The sequence below is a fragment of the Dickeya sp. NCPPB 3274 genome (assembly GCF_000406205.1).
Taxonomy (GTDB): domain Bacteria; phylum Pseudomonadota; class Gammaproteobacteria; order Enterobacterales; family Enterobacteriaceae; genus Dickeya; species Dickeya fangzhongdai.
Genome location: NZ_CM001979.1, coordinates 1483513 through 1502928, shown reverse-complemented (window position 1 = coordinate 1502928; position 19416 = coordinate 1483513). Strand labels below are relative to the sequence as shown.

Below are 19416 nucleotides of genomic sequence, written 5' to 3'. Positions count from 1 at the left end.
CCCCACAGCCCCTGCTCGCCACGCCAGTGCACGTCGCCCGTTTCGCTGCACAGCTCACGCGCCGTCCCCGTCAGGTCCGTCACGATATAGTGCAGCCGGGTTTCCCCCTCCTGCTCCTCCACCTGCGCCAGCGGCCGGAAACTCCCCGGCTCGTACACCCACTGCACCGCACGCGCCACGCTGCCGTCCACCCGGTACTGCGTCTGCCCAGACAGTTGGTCGCCGTCCCACCGGTACGCCACCTGCGCTACCGCCTGCGCCGACGGCACCTGGCCCTCGCGCACCTTGCTTACCCGTCGACCGAACGCGTCGTAACGATACCGCCATCGCGCCCCGTCCGGCAAACTCACCCGTACCAGACGGTCCTGCGCGTCCCACTCAAAGCGTGTTTCCTGCGCCCGGAAACCGGGACGGCTTTCCCGTCTGACCGCCAGACGACCCACGCATCGTACTGATACTGATGACCGCCGCGCTGCGTCACCCGGCCCGCCGCATCGTAACCCGCCGACGACTGCACCGACGCATTTTTTGCCGACAGCCGTCCGGCTCCGTCCGGCGCTATCGCCGACACCTCGCACAGGTTCTGCTCGCTGTCGTAGCCAAACAACCGTGCCTGTTTCTGCCGCCCCTGCTCGCGCCGCTCCGCCGTCACCTGACCCGCGCCATTAAGCCGGAACGCCTGCTCGCCCCAGTGGCTGTCGCGGATGCCCGTCAGCCGGTCCAGCTCGTCGTACTGGTAGCGCCGCTCCAGTACCCCATTCACCCCGTCCAGCGCCTGAACCGCCAGCAGCCCGGTGGCGCTCCACTCGTGGCGCAGCGCAAAGCCTTCGCCGTTGCTGCGCCGCTGTTCATACCCCGACGCCGTGTGGCTGAACGTCAGCGGCTGATGCGCGCCGATGCTCAGCGTCGTCAGACGCCCGCCCTGCCAGCCCAGATTCAGCGACGACAGCAGCCCTTCCACCACCGACCGCTGCCCGCTGTCGTCGTAGCCGCTGCGGACCTCTTCGCCGTTTACCCGCTCCGACACCACCTGACCGGCACGGTTATAGGCATACTCCACTACCGCGTCCGGGCTCGCCGCCTTCAGCAGCCGGCCCGACAGGTCGTAGGCAAAGGTCGTCGTGCCCTCGCTGGCCCCGTCTGCACGGTAGGCCTGAATCTCGCTCAACCGGTCGCCGGCGTCATACCCATATTCAAGATGGCTGCCATCCGGCGCGGCGCGCCCTGTCAGTCGGCCCGCCACATCATAACCGTAACGGTACACCCGGCCGTCATAATGCCGTTCTTCGCTCAGCCGACCACTGGCGTCAAACTGATAGCGCCACGCCTGCCCCTGGCTGTTGGTCACCCCGGCGAATTCCGATTCCGCATTGTAATGATAGCGGACGGTCGCGCCCAGCGGGTCGGTCGCTTCCAGCAGGTTATCAAACGCCCCATAGCGGAACAGGTAACGCTGCCCCAGCGCATCCGTCACCGAGGTCAGATTGCCTTCCGTATCATAGCCAAAGCGGGTTTCGCTGCCGTCTTCGTACACCACTTTCGACGGCGTGTCGCGCCCGCCTTCATAGTCCCAGCGCCGCACCTGCACGCCTTGCTCATGCGCGATGTGTCGCTCCGTCAGCCGGTCCTGCGCATCGTAGAAAAAGGTGACCGCCGGCGCCTCGCCTGGCTCCAGCCGTTCCAGTAATCCACGCCGGTTATAATAATAATGCTGCTCGCGACCATCCGGCCCGGTTACCGCAGACAACAGCCCCTGCGCCGTGTAAGCATGATGCCAGGTCCGCCCCTCCGGGTCGCTGGCCGTTTCCACCAGCCCCTTGGCGTTACGGGAATAATGCCAGGCGTTGCCCAACGGGTCGGTATAAGCCAGCAGTTGACCGTCATCGTCGTAATCGTAACGGTGTAGGCTCCCGTCCGGCAGCGTCACCGCCGTCACCAGCCCCCAGTCGTTACGCTGATATTCGGTGCGCTGGCCCAGCGGGTCAGTCTGCGCCGCCAGTTGGTTGTTGTCCCACTCGAAGTGAACCTCGCCGCCGTCCGGCTCGCGGCGCAGCAGAATATTATTGCGCGCATCGCGCACATAGGTGGTCACCCCGCCGAACCCGCTGTGATAGTGGTTGGTGAGGTTATCCGTGTCGTAGCTGAACGAGCCGGGCCAGAAACCTTCCGCCGTTCTGTCGCGCAACGCGCGGCCCTGTTCATCGTAATCGTGCTCGACCCAGGTATGGGCCAGATCGGACCAGCGCAGCAGCCAGCCTTCCGGCGAGTAGCGGTAATCAAAATTACGCCCTTCGCCAGCGCGCACGCTGAGCAGATGACCTTGCGCGTCGTAGCGGTAGCTGGCCAGCGTTTTTAACGTCTGGCGGTGCTCATCGCACAGGGTCAGTTTGACTATCCGCCGCCGCTGCGTCTCCACATGCACCAGACGCCCGTCCGGCAGGGCTATCCAGCACAAATCGGCGCGATCCCACAACAGCGCGATGCGGTTACCCGCCTGATCTTCAATCGCGCTAAGGCAAAGTTGCAGCCCCAGGGCATGCTCAAAGCGATAACGCAGGCCGTCCACGTTTTGCAGCACCAGTTGGCCCTGCTGACGGGTCAGCCGCCACGCCGGATTCGACGCCGCACGGCTGAACGCGCCCTCGTCAGGCAGCACAAACACCGCCTGATTGAACTCGCCGTCGGTCAGCGTGGCGATCCCGTTTTCCAGCGCCAGGCTCATATCCCAGTTGGTGCGCCACAGCGCCCCTAACAGCCCCGGCTTGCGCTCCCCGCCTGAACGGTAATACCGTTTCATGGATAACGGCAGCAGGCTCGTCAACGTAAAGTCGGTGCGCCAGTCCACCACGTAACCGGTCGCCATATCCACCGGTTCGCCCTCGCTCTGACACTTCTCGCTGCCTGCTTTACACGCCTTGTCGTCTTCCCCGGCTTTTTTCTGCTGTGGGGTACTATCCGGTTGTTCGCCCTTATTGCTCCCGGCGCTAATGTCCTCGGTTTCTTTCGACGGTGCGCGTCGTTTCTTTTCACTCACCGCATTATCCGGCTGTTCGCCCTTATCGGCTCCCGGCGATAACGTCCTCGGATTCTTTCGTAACCGGTGCGCGTCGCTTCTTTTCACTCACCGCATTTTTCGGCTTTCCGGTATCGGCTTTGGTTCCATTCCCCCGCCTCGGTAGTAGCTGGCAACCGGTTTGGCCGCCTGACTTTCAGCATGCGCCGGCGCTTTCGGCGCTTCGGCGGCCTTAGCAATGCTCCCCTTCGGCCTGGCGCTGCCGCTCACGCGGGTGACCACCTTGCCGATAAACTCATTGAATTTGGACTCGATGTAGGCCAGCGCGCTGTCATATTTGGCAATCAGCTTTTCCAGTGCGGTGATCATGGCGCTGAAGCTGTCTTTCATCAGCGACACAATCCAGTTGTTTTTAAGCTTTGACTCGGCCAGCACCTGTTTAAGCGCCGCGTGAATCTTCAACAACAAGGCCTTGGCCTGCGCGCCGTAGTTCCTCAGCTCGGCGCGCAGTTTGGTCAGCCCTTTCACCAGATTGCCGTCCGATAAGCTGCGGATAGTTCTGATGGCGAACTGCAGCTCTTTCGGCGTCCCGACCTTGAGCGCGCGGATAATCGCCCGTCCGCTGACCTTGAGCGCATCCCCCAATCCGGGAATGACGCCAATCGCACAGAGCGCGCCTTCGGCGATATGCAGCGGATCTTCGAGCTTGGCCGGCTCTTTGTAAGACTGCCAGCTCCACTCGCCGATCGAATACACATCCATCGCCTGCCCGACCACCGGAATGAAACCCAGCGCGATTTCACAAAACAGCATCAGCGCGGCGTTGTCATCCCCGCCTTTGTCCGCCACTTCCGCCGCCAGGCTATGATGGATTTTGTTAATCGCCTGCTTTAGCTGGCGGCTGCCGCGATTGACGCGTTTATCCAGTTCCCAGAAACGGTCATAGGATTTGCGGTACTCCTTGGGAATTGAGGTAAAAAGCCCCGCGCCATCGACATCCACATGACGATCGCTGCTGTCATCCGCGTCGTAGGTCACCAGACCTTGCTTGCGCAGCAACAAAAACAGCGTGAAATATTCCCCCGCCAACGTTGCATAAGCCGGGTTCGCCTGTAATACCGGGTTGTTTTCCACGGTTTCACGGGGTTTGAAATCGTCGGAGCCTTCATCCAGCATCAGCTCAAACGTGCCGCATCCCATGTCGTAAATTTTGCACAACCCTTTGGCGTCGGTTTTGCCGTGAATCTCCGTCTTATTACTATCAACCAGTACGAACGGCGCGTTGGGCACCGGTTTCCCGGAGTCATAGTGGTAATAAATAAGCACTTCACAGCCGCATTTGGCGCAACCGCCCGAAATTTGGTTATCCGTGGCAAAATTCTGATTGGCTGCGTCTTCACTCGACAACAGCGTCGCCTTTTTATCCTGACTCATGACAAGTCATCCCTTTTAGTTATGCGTCGTCCAGTTGGTCAATCGCCGTCTTATACAGGCGGTCCATACGGTTTTGCGCGCCGATATACTCCGGCTGCGCCAGAATCTCCTGCGCCCACGGCTGATAAATAAAGGCCGGCTCCAGCTCGGTGGCCAGCGCCAGATAGCGCACGATATCCCGATCGTTATTAAACCCCTGGATACGAGCCTGTTCGGTTTGTTGGCGGGTGAAATTCAGCAAGGCGTCGTCATCGCTCGCCTGCCAGCGCTGGTGATGGGTTTTGAGGTGCGCCATGTAGCTTTCCAGCGCCTGACGCGTAGCCGGCGCCAGCAGTGCCTGCCACTGCGCCTCGCTGAGCGGGCGCGGCAAGGTATCAGGCAGGTTGTGCGCGGTTCGTTCGGTCAGCGTCAGGCTCTGCACGGCGCCGTCAGGCGCAATGTCGCAGAACGTGGCGATCGGGCCGCAGAGCGCGGTAGCCTCCTGCGCCGAACTCGCCGCCAGCAGCGGCGTAAGCACCTCCCAATCGCTGATGCGCAGAATAGCGCTGTCGCCCTCCCGGGTGGCGACCAGACTCCACTGCCGCAGGTGTTTCACCAGCTCCAGCAGTTGGTCAAGCGGCGAGTAGGCCTGCATAAACCAATCGAGCTGTATTCCGACTCCCCAGCCCGACTGCGTTAACAGATGCTCGCGCACCTGCGGCCAGTTGGTCGGGTGGACGGGAATACAATAAGGCGATACGGAAGCATGAACCTGCCCGGTTTCTCCCCAGTACAGACGGGTTTGCTCCAGGCTACCGCCCCAGCGCTCCGCCAGCCAGGGGACCGCATCGTTCAGCGCCGCTTCGGCGACCACGAAGCACCCGCCTGCGGCCAGTCGCGCCTGCCAGGCCGCTTCCGTTTCCGGTTGCAGACTCAGAAAAGATTGAGACAGCGTCACGGCATAACCTCCGTCGTATCCGGTAATTCGCCCCGCATCCAGCCGGGCCGGTGATAATGAAGGCGAACGTCTTCCACTCGGGCGGATTCGGATTTAAAAATCCGAATGCTGTCGCCCAGCGAATAACGCTCGGTCAAATGAATAAAAACGGGATGATGATAAAACTCGCTGCCGATGATCCAGCGGTGGGCCGACCAGGCTTCGCACTCCGTTTCCGAGGCAAGCGGATACCGGATGCGGGCCAGCGTAACGCCGCTGAGAAAGCGGCTTTTCACCACCTCGATATCCAACTGCATCCAGTACAATGTGCCGGCATAAAGAAACAGCTCATTCGCCAGCCGGTGCAGACGATTGTCGTTGGATAACCGATAAAACTGGTCGCGGTTCAGTGTAATCAGATAATCGTCATCGGTGGATTGACGCACTGGCTGCCTCCCCTGATGGTCCGCCAGCACCTGATAGCGGCAAGGGGCAGCGGGGTCATCCTCCGCCAGCGGCAGGTACAAACCGGTCAAAAGCCCCATAAACGCCGTCTGCTGATCGTCGTTTAGCGTTTGCCACCACAGCCGCAGTACAGCCGGTACATAGCTGCGCAACAGCGCCAGCGTACCGTCCGGATAGCGGCAGCGCAGACGTTGCCGCCAGAAATCAGCCACTGGTGTCAGTGACTGCTCGCTATGCATCAACATCACGCCCTGATGGCGCGCAGGCTGCGTATCCGCCAGCCAGTGCAGCAGCGTTTCCCCCGGCCCGCCTTCGTCTACCTGCACCACCATCGGCGCCCAGCGCTGCCAGTCATCGCCAGCGCCCTCAAAGCGTAAGGGTTGCCACATCTGCGCCGCTCGCGGCTGAAACGCGCGCCAGAAATCCGGCAATGCCGGATACTGCATCGGATCGACAATGGCATACAGCGGCAGCGAGAAACGCTGACTGAGTTCAAACAGGGTATAGCCCGTTATCGTCATGATTTTTTCACTGGGATAATTAATCGATAGTTAAATAAGGAGAAAACCGGAATGAGAACAGCGACAAAACTCGTCAGAGGAAATAAATCCCACCACGATGGCGAACAAAAATAATGTATTGCTAGTGAAATACCAACGGACTGACCAGCGGTGCTGTTTTAAAGTAATTCACCTTTTGCGCGGCGTTCCCGAACTTCTGCGGGAGATAACGGGGGGAATTTCACTCCACGCTGTTGCAGCAACTGCTTCACTTTCAGCGCCCACGGATAATATGGTGAACGATGATCCATCAGCGACAAACTATCTTCCACAGTCCATGCCAAATTACTTCCAGTCCTATCATAAGGATGAATATCCGCTCCCTTCTCTATCAGCCAGTAGGTCACATCATATTTGTTTAGATAGGCTGCATAATGTGCACCATTGCGACCTAGCCCATCGTTTAGATTCACGTCTGCACCACGCTCTACCAAGAGCTTAATATCCGCCCAACGTTCTTCAGCTATTGCCCCAAATAAGGCTGGAACTTTATTTTGATCTAATGAATTCGGATCGCCACCGGCATCTAGCATCATTTTCAGCCATTCAGGTGATTTTGCACCAGCCACCATATTGACGGCAGATGAACCTGTACCGGTCCGAAAATTAGGATCCGCCCCCAGCTTTAACGCCAGTCTGGCTCCGGCCTGATCCTGCTGCATTACTAACCACAGCAGCGGCGTAATCCCTTCCTTACCCAGCTCGTTCAGGTTTTGTCCCTGCGCCAACTGTTGCCGGGCCGCAGCTTCATCACCTTTTTGGATACTGGATAATAAATTGACCATCGGTGGTTTGAAAAATTCACTGGCCTGCATACTGCTCCCTCCGGCTTGACAGGCGGTTAACATTCCAACAATCAATATTCCCAGCCATTTGAGCCATTGCATCATGCCCCCTTGAGTGCCTTAGTAATACTGCCAATATCATCCTTTTTCTGACTCTCAATACCTGCGATAACTTGATCCATACCATGACGAGCCAACGGCGATCCCCCCGACGCTGGAAGTGACATCATATCGCCAGCAGCTTTTGGTAACGCGCCGCTCAATAACGTTGCCACCCCAGCGATCCCCCCAATAGCGGCACCGACACCACCGCCAACCAATGCCCCTGCACCAGATAACAATCCAGGTAATGCGGCTTTGCCATAGGTCTGTGCCATAGTCAGGATCTCGCCATCTACTGCTTGGGTTTTAATCAGTGAACCGATTCTGTCCACTCCCAAACCACCTACGCGTGTTACTGTATTTTCATGCAATCCAGCCGCATTGAAGGTGTATCCGTTTAACCCTGTAACGCCAACCGCTGAAGAAGCCAGGCCCCCCCCTAATGAATGACCTACAATCGATGGGGCTGGAGATATTGAACGTTTCACTATTTTTGCCAGATCCATAGCTTGGCTATATTGCGCAGACTCTTTTCCCATTCCCTGAGAAAGATTCGTCATCCAATCTTTAGCACCGGTTACCGCATTATTTGTTCCTCTGAAGGTAAGCATCGTCTCACCATTAATATCAGATTTAAACAGCGCGGCCCCAAAACCAGAATCCGGATCCATAAATTTGGCACCGGCCAGTTCTGGAATCTCCTTGGCCGTTAAATGAACCAACCCAACCGGTGGCTTAGGCAATATCGTTCTGGCCTTACGTGCTACCTCATCCACCGGATAAACATACTGCGCCGCCTCCGCGCGCAGGATACTGTCGTTGTTAAACGCCAGTCGGGTGGCGGCGTCTTTCAGGTCCGGCATGGTCGTCGCCTGCTGCGCCAGCTTCGCGCGCGCCAGGTAGCGATCCTTACGCTGCAATATCGTCAGCGCCTCATCCAGCACCGGCAGCTCGGCGGTCGCGGCCCATTCCATCATGGCGGGCAGCAGCATCGGCGTCAGCGCCAGCAGCGGCGCGCGGCTTTTCGCCGATTGCTCCGCACAGGATTTGACCGGCGACTGGTAAGGCGAATCGCCAATAATCACATCTCCGCTGCCGGCCGCCACCGACCCGCCGCAGCCGATGGCATCGCCGATACGGGCGGCCAGCTTGCCGTTAATAATAACGGTGCCTGAACCGGCGGAAATCGCCCGGTTGTGAACCCCGTGCGGCATATTCGGGCACGGACAGGCATGCAGCAATACCGCATCGCCCTTACGCGCCGCCGGTTTGCCATTGATAATCACATCGCCACTCCCCGCAATCACCGGGGTGGCGGGAAAGCAGCCGTGACCGGCACAGCTGTCCCCTAAACGCGCAGCTCCTGGCATGGTGGCTCCTTAACGCCGATCCGGGGCATCCGGCAACGTCGGTCTGGTGGGTGCCTCCGGCTCGATGGACACCGGTGCCGTGCCCGCCCCTGCCGAACCGCCATCGTTAATTTTCACCAACGTGCCGGAGATGGTGACGCCTGCACCATCGATTTTGATAAACCCGCCCGGCGCCTTGATGGTCAGCGACTGTCCGGCTTCCAGCACGATATCCGCCGCTTTGAGGTAGCTGTCGGTATTGACCAGCACGCGCTGATGCGCGCCAATCAATGTCTCTTCTGAACCGGACAGCGTCGTCTGGCGGCTGCCTTCAATACGGGTGATCTCGCCGCCGCCGATAAAGCGTTTGAATGACTGGGTGATGCTCTGTATCAGATGACGGCCAATCGACTGATGATGGTCCTGCCCAATCTGTTCAAAATCATCCTGTCCGATGGTGCGATGGCTATGCCTGTCCACCCGCTGGAACTGGTCCTTCGCCACGCTCAGATGCTGATCCAGCCCGACGCTCTGGCGATGAATGTTGTTGATCACCGCATCCATGTCTTTCTGAGCATGCAGGTAAATCTGCTCCCGGGTGGCCTCATCTTCGAAACGAAGTTCGTTGAAGCCGCTGCCTTTATGGGTATCGGTACGCAGCGTGGTGCGTGTTTTGTGCTCCGGCAGCACATACGGCGTGGGGTTGGTGGCATGAAACGTCCGACCGGTGATCAGCGGCTGGTCCGGGTCACCCTCCAGAAAACTCACCACCACTTCATGGCCGATGCGCGGAATGGCGATCAGCCCGTACTGGCCGCCGGCCCAGCCCTGACTGACCCGCACCCAGCACGAGCTTTGGTCGTCGCTGGCGCCGTAGCGGTCCCACGGGAATTGCAGTTTCACCCGACCGAACTGGTCGCAGTAAATCTCTTCCCCCGCCGGACCGACGACGGTGGCAATCTGCGGACCATCCACCATCGGCTTGTACGGCAACGCCGCCCGCCAGGTGGTCGCGCCCTTCACCACCTCGAAACTGTTGCTGAGCGTGGTCGGCTCGCCGCCGCTCTCTTCTTCCAGCGCCTGCGGCTGCTGCCCGCTGTGGGTCACCGCCACCACCTGCCAGGCGAGATTGAACGCCGGGTTCGGGTGCTCGGTGAGAGTAAAGGTACTGCCCGGCCGCAATTCGGCGGCGTTGGATTCACCCACGCCGGTTATCGCATCCGCACGCAGCGCGTCCAGCCGGTAGCCGGTAAACGCCTTGCCGCTCGGGTCCTGCTTGAAGCGGCCGGGGTAGTCGAAGTGCTGGTAGGACTCGCGCTGATGATCCAGCTCGTTACTGGTTTTCTTGTGGGACAACCCATACGCCGGGGTTTTAAAGCAGTAATCCTTCAGTTCCACCTCGGCGGTGCTTACCGCTTCGGCGTAACGGAAACGGCGGACATACGCGCCTTCCGACAAGCCTTGGGTGGCGAGATTGAAGAACAGCTCCGGGCCTTTGGTCAGCGCGCCGGCGTCGTCGGCAAACACCACCCGGTGCTTGCCGGCTTCGAACTCATGGAAGTAGAACATCCCCTCTTCCGCCGCCAGCCGGTTGATGAACGCCAGATCGCTTTCGCGGTACTGCACGCAGTACTCGCGCACCGCGTGCTCGTGGCGTAGCGAAAAAGCAAAATCGCTGATACCGGCTTCCTGCAATAATTGCGTGATGATCTCGTCCGGCTTTTTGGTCTGGAAGATGCGGGCGTTGGTGCGCAGCCCCAGCCGCCACAACGCCGGGCGCACTTCCGCCTGATAACGAGTGCGGCGAAAACCGGTGTCGCCCTGGGCAAAGCGACTGACGATGCCGCTGACCCGCCGTTGCAGCTCGCCTTCGTACCACACCATCAGCTCGCACGGCTGGTCCAGCACCGCGCCAAAATCAATATCCGCCTGGCTGCTGGCAAGGCTCAACGACAGCGCGAACGGCTGGTTCAGCGCCTCGCTCAGTTCGAAATCCACCACCGCGAAGGTGGTTTCCGCCAATGCGCCGATTTTCACGGTAAACTGCAATCCTGTACTGTTGGCCACCCCGCTTCCTCCTTTTCCCGGCTCCATAGCTACCGCACACCCGGCGGATGCCGTGCGTCAGCGCAAAATCATGATCAATACAACTGCACTCAGCGATGGGCGCCCCACCGCTCAGCACAGACAAAAACGAAAAAACCCGGACCGAAGCCCGGGTTAAGGCAGCATTACGCTTCGATCGGCGCGCGCCAGTCGTCAGAACCGGAAGTACCGGCAACGGTGTGCTCCCAGTCCACCTTGCGGTAGGCCAGCGACACTTCGATCAGCTGGGTGTAATCCTGTTTGGACGGGTCCTGGCAGTGCGGCATCTGGTTGTTGATGTCGACAATGGTGGCGTCGGTCAGGGTGGTGGTGAAGAAATGCTCCTGCTTGCCTTCCACGGAAGTGCGGTACCACTTCAGGGTCACGGTCGGCAGCATTTCACCGGAAGCCAGCGCGTTATACAGCAGCGGCACGGCCTTGTTCAGGGCCACGGTGAATTTGAACGGTTTGTGCACACGCTGGCCTGAAGGCTGGCCGGACTGCGGGTCGGTCGGCACGGTAACGATGTGTTTGAATTCCTGTACCAGCATCTCGTCTTCGTGGCCCTGCACGTAGATGTTGCCGACGGAGTCGGAAGTGAAGGCACCGGCAGTGATATTGCCCTGAGTTTTACCTTCGATGCTGATATAGCATGGAGTTGGCATAGTCTTGCTCCTTGTTGTTGAACATGTGTTTGACTTCACCGTTCGTAGAGCAATGACTATGCCAACTTTTACTTCATTGTTTTAAAAGGGAAAAGCCGCACCACCGTTTTCCCTAAGTCAAATTTGAGCAAAAAATTGCGCAGACTTCCCGAATCGTTTGCAAACATTGCGCAAACAGGGATTTATGCTGATAGTTGAGCAAAAAGTTGCGCAGATTTCGCCTTTATTCTTCAACACGTTACTTTTTGAACAGATACCGGTTCAATTTCGTGACTTGAGTCACAAAAATATTTCTTAATTCTAGCGCCGTCACTGCCGATACCGAGCCACACGGTAAGCTATTCAATCCGCAAACAATTTGGCTATACCCAAAATAATTCGAGTTGCAGGAAGGCGGCAACTGAGCGAATCCCCAGGAGCTTACATAAGTAAGTGACTGGGGTGAGCGAGGGCAGCCAACGCACCTGCAACTTGAAGTATGACGGGTATATAGTGGCTGGCAGCCATCCTTTTCACGCTCATTAATGGAATATGTGAGGACATTGACATGATTCACCAGCAAAACACTGCCCCGGCTATCGGTATCGATCTCGGCACCACCAATAGCCTGATCGGTGTTTGGCAGGAGGGCAAAGCGCACCTGATTCCCAATGCGCTCAATGAATACCTGACGCCTTCGGTCGTCAGCCTTGATGAGGACGGCGCCATACTGGTCGGCCGACCGGCCGTCTCCCGCCTGACGACCCACCCTCACCTGTCCGCCGCATTATTCAAACGCCATATGGGCAGCAAAAAAACCTTCCGACTGGGCGATCACGCGTTTGACTGCGCGGAATTATCGGCGCTGGTGTTGAAATCGCTCAAGGCCGACGCCGAAAGTTATCTCGGCCACCCGATCAAAGACGTGGTGATTTCCGTTCCCGCCTATTTCAGCGACGAGCAACGCAAGCAAACGCGGTTCGCCGCCGAACTGGCGGAGTTGAACGCCGTCCGGCTGATCAATGAACCCACCGCGGCATCGATGGCCTATGGGCTGCACACGCAGAATCTGGGGCGCACGCTGGTGTTTGATCTGGGCGGCGGCACCTTCGACGTTACGGTGCTGGAATATGCCTTTCCATTGATCGAAGTGCACAGTTCCGCCGGCGATAACTATCTGGGCGGCGAAGATTTCACGCAGTTGATCGTCAAAGCCGCGCTGAAGACATGGCAACTGGAAGAGAGCCAGATTCCCGCCACTGAGCTGGCGCAGCTGTATAACCTGGCCGAACAGTGGAAGTGCCAGCGGGCGGCCGAACAGACCCAAACCCTGTGCTGGCGCTGGCAGGAGCGGGAATGGCGTCTGGAACTGGATGACGCCGCCGCGGAAGCCATCTGGCTACCGCTGTTAAACCGCTTACGCGCGCCGATTGAGCAGGCGCTGCACGACGCCCGGCTGAAACCGGAGCAACTGGATCACATCGTGCTGGTCGGGGGCGCGTCGCGTATGCCGGTGATTCAGAAGCTGGTGGTGCGGCTGTTTGGCAAACTGCCCTATCAGCATCTGGACGCCAGCACGGTGGTAGCGCAAGGCGCCGCGGCGCAGGCGGCCTGTCGGCTGCGTAATGAAGATATCGAAGAGGTGATTCTCACCGATGTCTGCCCGTATACGCTGGGCATCCGTACCGCCAACGATCACCAGAGCGGACTGTTTTCGCCGATTCTGGAGCGCAACACGGTGGTGCCGACCTCGCGGGTTGAGACGTTTTCTACGTCACGGCCCGACCAGACGGCGATCAGCATCGCCATCTATCAGGGAGAAAGCCCGTATGTGGAGAACAATATTCTGATTGATGAGTTCGACATGACCATCCAGCCCAAAGACTACCCGCAGTCCATCGAAGTCCGCTTCAGTTACGACATCAACGGGTTGCTGGAAGTGGATATCAACCTGCCCGACAGCGGCGACACCTTTACCAAAATGATCGATCGCAGCCCGGTGGGGCTAAGCGCGGCGCAACGCGAGCAGAGCCAGCAACGGCTGAAAGCCCTGAAAATTCACCCGCGCGATAATCTGGTCAACCGTAATCTGCTCGCCCGGCTGGAGAAAGCCTGGGCGCAGACGCGGGCTGACGAGCGAGCGCAAATCGGCATCTGGCTGCGGGAGTTCGAGCAGGCGCTGGCCGCCCAGCATACGCCCCGCATTCAGGAAACCCGCGTTCGTCTGGAACGCGCGCTGGACGAGTGGGATAGATAGACAATTCGTTCGATAAATCCGTTCGATAAACAACGATAAAGGGGCCTGAAGCCCCTTTATTCTGCTGCTACCACCCCGTTACTCCGACGTTATTTTAGGCGGGCCGAACCGGTTCCATCGTTTGCTGCCGTTAAGGCATAGCGGTAAAAAGACGAAAATCGGCAACAACACCACGCAGAACGCCGAAAGCGATGGGCTGCTGCTGCCCATGTCGTTGAAACGGCGTCGGGCGGCGCTGAACAGATTGAGCAGCAACAGAGCGATAATCACCAGGTTTTTATGCGGCGAATGCTCAAGCAGCATGTTGCCTCCGGTATAGAGCAGCAGCGCGCCGATCCAGTTTTGCGCAAAAAAACCGGCGCGATCGATGCGATCGCTCATTCGCCAGAACTGCCAGAACCGGCCGCGCGTCGCGCCGTTGTGTTTAAAGTGCGACTCTCGCTCGTCGGCGTATTGCTGCAGTATTTTCGCCACCAGCCGTAGCGTCACATCGTCATGAGCGTGACGTGGACAATCATCCAGCAACGCCTGTTCGTCGTTATCCGGCAAATAGGCTTCATTCTGATGGAACTTGTCGATCATCCGGCCGATCAATCCGATGCGTTTATCGTCATCCAGCGGCTTGAGCGCCTGATACAGTTCGTCAGACTGACGTTCCAGCACCGCGTTGGCAATTTGCTCCAGCTCCGGCGTTGTTCCTTCCAACTGCTGCAACCACTCCCGGTGTTTCTCCGACTGACGGTCGCTACCCAGATAGCAGTAAATGGCATGAAAGAGAATCTGGTAGATCAGCGGCGCCTGCGCCACGGTTTCGCGCCAGCCGGACTCAGAGCTATAGAATTGACTGGCGGCGGCGATATAACTGTGCCCATCCTGACGCAGGTAGCCCTCCACCGACACCGGCAAACGCATCCAGCAGTTATAGTGAAGCCCGTCGGACAGCACCAGCCATGTCGATAGCTGACGCATGGCGTCATCCGGTTCAACCGCATCCAACTGGCGGTACAACCGATACAACGCATACGCCGGGTGCGATTCCGGCAGCGAGGGAACCTCAAGGCGGCGCAGCCATGACAAATTCTCGCGCGGGTAGGCCACCATCAGCGTCAGCAGCATGGCGTGGCGGAATTCGTCACGCGCGCTGACGCGCTCCTGTTCAGGCAGGACGATATCCCATACCGAAGCCAAAAACGCCAGCCAGTCTTTGACCGGCTCCAGCATCCGGTTGCATTCGGCATGTTCGGTCAGTTTGCGCAATTGGCCCGACGGTAAGCGCCGCCATTGCATCAGCCACGAATAGACCTGATTCCAGACCACCGAATCGGTATCGTCGAACTCAGCCGGCAGCGTGGCGTCCGACGGCGCCGCCAGCCACGCGGTGAACGCCTGGATCACCGAAGAGGTCGCCAGCCACTGCAGGCGCTGTTCCGCCTGCGCCCGTAGTCCGGACATGACCAGCGCCGGCAACGGCTCCTCCGGTATCGGTTGATCCAGCATATCCCGCAGCAGTCGCTCGTTGCCGAACGTGAGCATACAGGCATGCCAGTAGCATTGATCCTGCAACGTGTCGCAGTGGTTCCGCACCAGATGCGCGTACATGATTTGCGGCTTCCATGCGCCCAGCTTCCATTGCACATAGTCGGCTGCACGCGAAGACAACGGCAGTTGCGCGGCATCCCCCCAGCGGGCCATCATCTGCACCGTTTGTTCCGGCTGGAAAAAACGCTGCAGCGAATCCTCAAGACTCACGCCGTCCAGCGAAGGCGCCACGGCGCTATTGAACGACTGGATCAGTAACGGTAGCCACTCCGGCTGGCGCCGCGCGCACCAGTCGATCAGCCATTGCTCGGCCTGCCCGTGCCGGTTAAGCAGATACAACCGGCGCCACAGTTCGAACGCCTGCTGCTCATCGCCGGCCAGCGCGCAGTGGTGTGCGCTCAACCGCAGCCACTCGCTATCCTGCGGGTGAGCGGCAAGTTGCTCCAGACAGTAATCACGCAATAACGGCTGAGGCAATTCGGCCAGGCTATACCAGCGAGCCAGTTGATGCATCAGCGCCGGGCAGTCCGGCCAGACAATCACGGCCGAATCGCTCAACAACGTCTTCAACATGAAACCGGGCCGGTTCCAGAACAGCTCCCGACACTGCTGCAGGAAAAAGATCGTTTCCAGCTGCGCCGGCAGGTTGAGCCCGGCCAGCGATGAGAAATCGAACCAGTCGCCCCGCGCCAGAAAATCCAGATACTCGTCCATCTCGCCGGCGAGTTCCTGCGGCAACTCGTCCAGCCGCTGGCGCCAGCGCAGCCTCTCGGCCAGCAGCCCGGCGCAGGAGGCCGACAGACAGGGTTCCCGATACAGCCGTTTTAACAGCAGCCAGCGGGCCTGCTCAACCACCGTCATCCCGAACTGATCCATCGTGTGAATAAAACGCTCCCAGCCGATGGGTTGCACGCGGGCGGCAGGGTCTGACAGCAGTTGCTCAAACGCCGCGCGCAGCGGCTCGGTCTCAGCGTCAAACTCAAATCGGTCGTCGGCCGGCGCGTCGGCTTCAGCCGGGGCCTGCTCGTGTTCTTCCGGCTCACCGGTATGCTGCGCCAGCCGGCAAGCGGCGTCATAAGCCTGCCGCAGGCGCTTAAACCCTTCCGGGTCGGTTTCGGGGTGGAATTGCGGCAGCGTTTGCCGGTAAGCCTGACGAATGGCGTCCATATCCTGCGTGGGTTCAATGCCCAGCAGTTGCCAGCACAGATTATCCATTACACCTCTGCTCCCTGTAACGATGCGGGTTTCTCCATGTCCGGATGCGCCACGTCCCACCGCAGATGTTTTATCGGGCTGTCGGCGTGACAATAGAGCGCGTTGAACTGGGCGACGTAGGAAGGGCGTCGGCAGAGGTAGCCCCATTCATACCGCTGAATCTCCGGCGATGCCGCATCCAAAGCCAACCAGTAGGTACGACCGACAAAAAACGCGGCGTAATACTGTTGCCAGCTGCGATAGTAATAGTTGGCCCGCGCCGCCAGACGAGAGTGAAGCCACTGGCTTTCCGTCTGGTTGATCCAGCCGTTGAGCTGGCCGACCCGGCAGAGAAAACCCATTCGACCGAGATCCCAGGCGCGGATACCGGCTTCGCCGCACAGTGCGGCCGTTTCCGTCACCAGCGTCAGCACGCCTTGCCGGCCTTCAGGCTGGCCGGCGCAATATTCCTGCCATTGTTCGGGGCTTAGCCGGTGCCACAAATGATAATCACGTTCCAGGTTTTCCGCGTGTCCGTTGTCGGTCATGCGATTAATCATGGCGATCAAGTCGTCGCGGGAAGCGATATCCCAGCTGTCTTTCAGGTTGAAAGTCTTGCCCGGCGGGTAAAACGTATCCACATCGTAGCGGGCGCCGTAGTCGATATTCAGCGCCACCATCGGCGCCGACAACGCCAGCAGCCAGTGTTGATATTCCTGTTCCATCACCATAACGTCCAGAGGTTATTGGTTCGTCCTGTTCGTAACATAACAAAAAAATAAGGAAAAACTGTCGGATACCACCTGACATCTTCCCTTATATCGGTACGATCGCCGCATTCCATGAGCCTGACTTTTCAAATTCACTTTTATCCCATCGTGCCGTGATGTGCGGTGTGCCACAATGGACGCACTGTATGGCGTCGGCCATCGCATCGGAAAAAAGGAGTAAAGATGAGTTATGCACCTGGCGCTGGCCTGTCCGCCAGCGAGGCGCTGGACCAACTGGAAGCGCGATATGATGCCGCGGTCAAGGCGTTGCGCACCGCGATCGGCGATTTTATTACCCACGGCACCCCGCCGGATGCCGCCGCGCGCGCCAACGGACTGTTTGTCTACCCGGAGCTGCGCATCAGTTGGGACGGACAGTCCCAGAAGCACAGCAAGACCCGCGCGTACGGCCGCCTTACCCACGGCGGCAGCTACCGCACCACCGTCACCCGCCCTCAGTTGTTCCGGCACTATCTGGCGGAACAACTGGCGATTCTGGAAAACGACTATTCAGCCACCATCGAAGTCGCACCTTCGGACAAGGAGATTCCTTATCCGTATGTGATCGACGGCGCCAATCTGGGGCTGGAGCGTTCGATGAGCGCCGCGCTGGCGCAACACTTCCCCACGCCGTCGCTGGCGCTGATCGGCGATGAAACCGCCGATGGCCTGTTGCAGACGCTCGACCATTTCCCGCTGTCGCACTTCGACGCGCTGCGTACCGATTTCTCGCTGGCGCGCCTGCGCCACTACACCGGCACCCGCGCCGAACACTTCCAGCCGTTTGTGCTGTTCACCAACTACACCCGTTACGTCGATGAGTTCGTGCGCTGGTCCTGCGACCAGATTGCCGATCCAGAAAGCCCGTATCAGGCGCTGGCCTGCGCCGGCGGCGCGGTGATCACCGCCGACACCGACAACCCGCATCAGGCGGTATCGGATCTGGCGTGGAAAAACCATCAGATGCCGGCCTACCACCTGATCTCGCGCGAAGGGCGCGGCATTACGCTGGTGAACATCGGCGTCGGGCCGTCCAACGCCAAAACCATCTGCGACCATCTGGCGGTGCTGCGGCCGCACGCCTGGCTGATGATCGGCCACTGCGGCGGCCTGCGGGAAAGTCAGACCATCGGCGATTACGTACTGGCGCACGCCTATCTGCGCGATGATCACGTGCTGGATTCGGTATTGCCGCCGGATATCCCGATCCCCAGCATCGCCGAAGTGCAGCGCGCCTTGTACGACGCCACCAAACAGGTGAGCGGCATGCCGGGCGAAGAGGTGAAACAGCGCCTGCGCACCGGCACCGTGGTCACCACCGACGACCGTAACTGGGAGCTGCGTTATTCAGCCTCGGCGCTACGCTTCAACCTCAGCCGGGCGGTGGCGGTAGATATGGAAAGCGCCACCATCGCAGCGCAGGGGTATCGTTTCCGCGTGCCTTACGGCACCTTGCTGTGCGTGTCGGACAAGCCGTTGCACGGCGAGATCAAACTGCCCGGTCAGGCTAATCGCTTCTATGAAGGCGCGATTTCCGAGCACCTGCAAATCGGCATCCGCGCGGTGGACCTGCTGCGCGCCGAAGCGGAACACCTGCACTCGCGCAAACTGCGTACCTTCAACGAGCCACCGTTCCGGTAAAATAACACCGCTCCCGGTTAACGGGAATCGTGAGGCTGTTGACAAACAGCCATGTTGTCTTGTGAACGGTGATGTCTGTTGGCCTGGTGAATAGCTTCGTGCGGGATAAACGATGTAGTTTCCTTGCCACTTCATCGCACGCACGACAAGGAAGAGGCTCAAACGCCGCCTCTCCTTGACCACTGGCTAAGGGCTAAACTGTGCCGCTAACGCGGTGCCTTCGGCGTTCGCCTTCGCTGTTCGGGCCGCCCGTGACGCGTTCCAGACGCGGCACGGGCTTTCGCGACGTCCTGTCGCTCACCCGGCGAAGTCGCCCACCTCAGCACAGTTTTTGACGCCGGAAAAACCCATCATCTTGCACTTAAGGGTTTGTCAACAATGGCCGCCTTCGGGCGGCTTTGTTGTTTTCAGTATTGATTAAGCGCCAGCGCGGCTGCGCCGAAGGCGGCGCTATTTTGTGTCGGTAGCGTCGAGAGGCGCACCGGCGGTAGCGTCAGCGGTGCGTCGTCGTCCGGCGCCGGCGTCTGAGCCATGACGGCGGCTTGCAATCCGGCCATGAAAGGCGCGGGCAGCGTGCCGCCGAGGTAGAGGCAGGGCGGGTCGAGCAGCGCGGTGACGGCATAGAGCAGCCGGTACAGCTCGCCCGCCGCACGTTGGATCCA

Annotated in this window: 10 protein-coding genes and 2 pseudogenes; 2 read left to right on the top strand and 10 right to left on the bottom strand. The window is 59.3% G+C overall.

Translation table 11 applies throughout. The features are described from left to right. The 7 genes and pseudogenes from DXX3274_RS24530 to DXX3274_RS07435 form a co-directional block, all read right to left on the bottom strand. Positions 1–4447 (bottom strand): annotated as a pseudogene (locus DXX3274_RS24530) (DUF6531 domain-containing protein); the annotation flags it as partial. A gap of 19 nt (positions 4448–4466) precedes the next feature. Further along, entirely contained in the window at positions 4467–5384 is a 918-nt protein-coding gene (locus DXX3274_RS07460) for a DUF4123 domain-containing protein (protein WP_042859271.1), read from the bottom strand. Then, a complete protein-coding gene (locus tag DXX3274_RS07455) occupies positions 5381–6349 on the bottom strand; it encodes a DUF4123 domain-containing protein (RefSeq protein WP_042859270.1) in 969 nt (322 codons plus the stop codon). The genes DXX3274_RS07460 and DXX3274_RS07455 overlap by 4 nt, the downstream gene beginning before the upstream one ends. A 158-nt stretch (positions 6350–6507) precedes the next feature. Further along, positions 6508–7275, bottom strand: coding sequence for an ankyrin repeat domain-containing protein (locus tag DXX3274_RS07450; protein ID WP_042859269.1), 768 nt, complete (start codon positions 7273–7275; stop codon positions 6508–6510). Further along, a complete protein-coding gene (locus DXX3274_RS07445) occupies positions 7275–8645 on the bottom strand; it encodes a PAAR domain-containing protein (protein WP_042859268.1) in 1371 nt (456 codons plus the stop codon). Before DXX3274_RS07445 ends, DXX3274_RS07450 begins: the two co-directional genes overlap by 1 nt. Positions 8646–8654: 9 nt before the next feature. Beyond that, on the bottom strand, positions 8655–10691 hold the full coding sequence (gene tssI / locus DXX3274_RS07440; RefSeq protein WP_042859267.1) for a type VI secretion system tip protein TssI/VgrG: 2037 nt from the start codon (positions 10689–10691) through the stop codon (positions 8655–8657). Positions 10692–10855: 164 nt separating this feature from the next. Continuing rightward, positions 10856–11374: an Hcp family type VI secretion system effector gene (locus tag DXX3274_RS07435; protein WP_013317120.1), complete on the bottom strand. Its 519-nt coding sequence runs from the start codon at positions 11372–11374 to the stop codon at positions 10856–10858. 547 nt (positions 11375–11921) lie between these two features. Between DXX3274_RS07435 and DXX3274_RS07430 the strand changes: the two genes are divergently transcribed. Continuing rightward, a complete protein-coding gene (locus tag DXX3274_RS07430) occupies positions 11922–13610 on the top strand; it encodes a molecular chaperone HscC (protein WP_042859266.1) in 1689 nt (562 codons plus the stop codon). 78 nt (positions 13611–13688) lie between these two features. Here the strand turns inward: DXX3274_RS07430 and DXX3274_RS07425 are convergent, their stop codons facing one another. Next, positions 13689–16364 (bottom strand): DUF805 domain-containing protein, encoded by a 2676-nt coding sequence (locus DXX3274_RS07425; RefSeq protein ID WP_042859265.1) that lies wholly within the window; start codon positions 16362–16364, stop codon positions 13689–13691. Next, on the bottom strand, positions 16364–17068 hold the full coding sequence (locus tag DXX3274_RS07420; RefSeq protein ID WP_042861935.1) for a DUF1266 domain-containing protein: 705 nt from the start codon (positions 17066–17068) through the stop codon (positions 16364–16366). Before DXX3274_RS07420 ends, DXX3274_RS07425 begins: the two co-directional genes overlap by 1 nt. Before the next feature lie 228 nt (positions 17069–17296). On the opposite strand from DXX3274_RS07420, the gene DXX3274_RS07415 reads away from it, so the two are divergent. After that, on the top strand, positions 17297–18754 hold the full coding sequence (locus DXX3274_RS07415; RefSeq protein ID WP_042859264.1) for an AMP nucleosidase: 1458 nt from the start codon (positions 17297–17299) through the stop codon (positions 18752–18754). Positions 18755–19161: 407 nt separating this feature from the next. Here DXX3274_RS07415 and DXX3274_RS07410 read toward each other — a convergent pair. After that, positions 19162–19416 (bottom strand): annotated as a pseudogene (locus DXX3274_RS07410) (sugar kinase); the annotation flags it as partial.

Coding starts and splice junctions, on each gene's coding strand:
- DXX3274_RS07435 (WP_013317120.1), bottom strand. CDS start 11,374: ATGCCAACTCCATGCTATATCAGCATCGAAGGTAAAACTCAGGGCAAT.
- DXX3274_RS07455 (WP_042859270.1), bottom strand. CDS start 6,349: ATGACGATAACGGGCTATACCCTGTTTGAACTCAGTCAGCGTTTCTCG.
- DXX3274_RS07425 (WP_042859265.1), bottom strand. CDS start 16,364: ATGGATAATCTGTGCTGGCAACTGCTGGGCATTGAACCCACGCAGGAT.
- DXX3274_RS07430 (WP_042859266.1), top strand. CDS start 11,922: ATGATTCACCAGCAAAACACTGCCCCGGCTATCGGTATCGATCTCGGC.
- DXX3274_RS07415 (WP_042859264.1), top strand. CDS start 17,297: ATGAGTTATGCACCTGGCGCTGGCCTGTCCGCCAGCGAGGCGCTGGAC.
- DXX3274_RS07450 (WP_042859269.1), bottom strand. CDS start 7,275: ATGCAATGGCTCAAATGGCTGGGAATATTGATTGTTGGAATGTTAACC.
- DXX3274_RS07420 (WP_042861935.1), bottom strand. CDS start 17,068: ATGGAACAGGAATATCAACACTGGCTGCTGGCGTTGTCGGCGCCGATG.
- DXX3274_RS07445 (WP_042859268.1), bottom strand. CDS start 8,645: ATGCCAGGAGCTGCGCGTTTAGGGGACAGCTGTGCCGGTCACGGCTGC.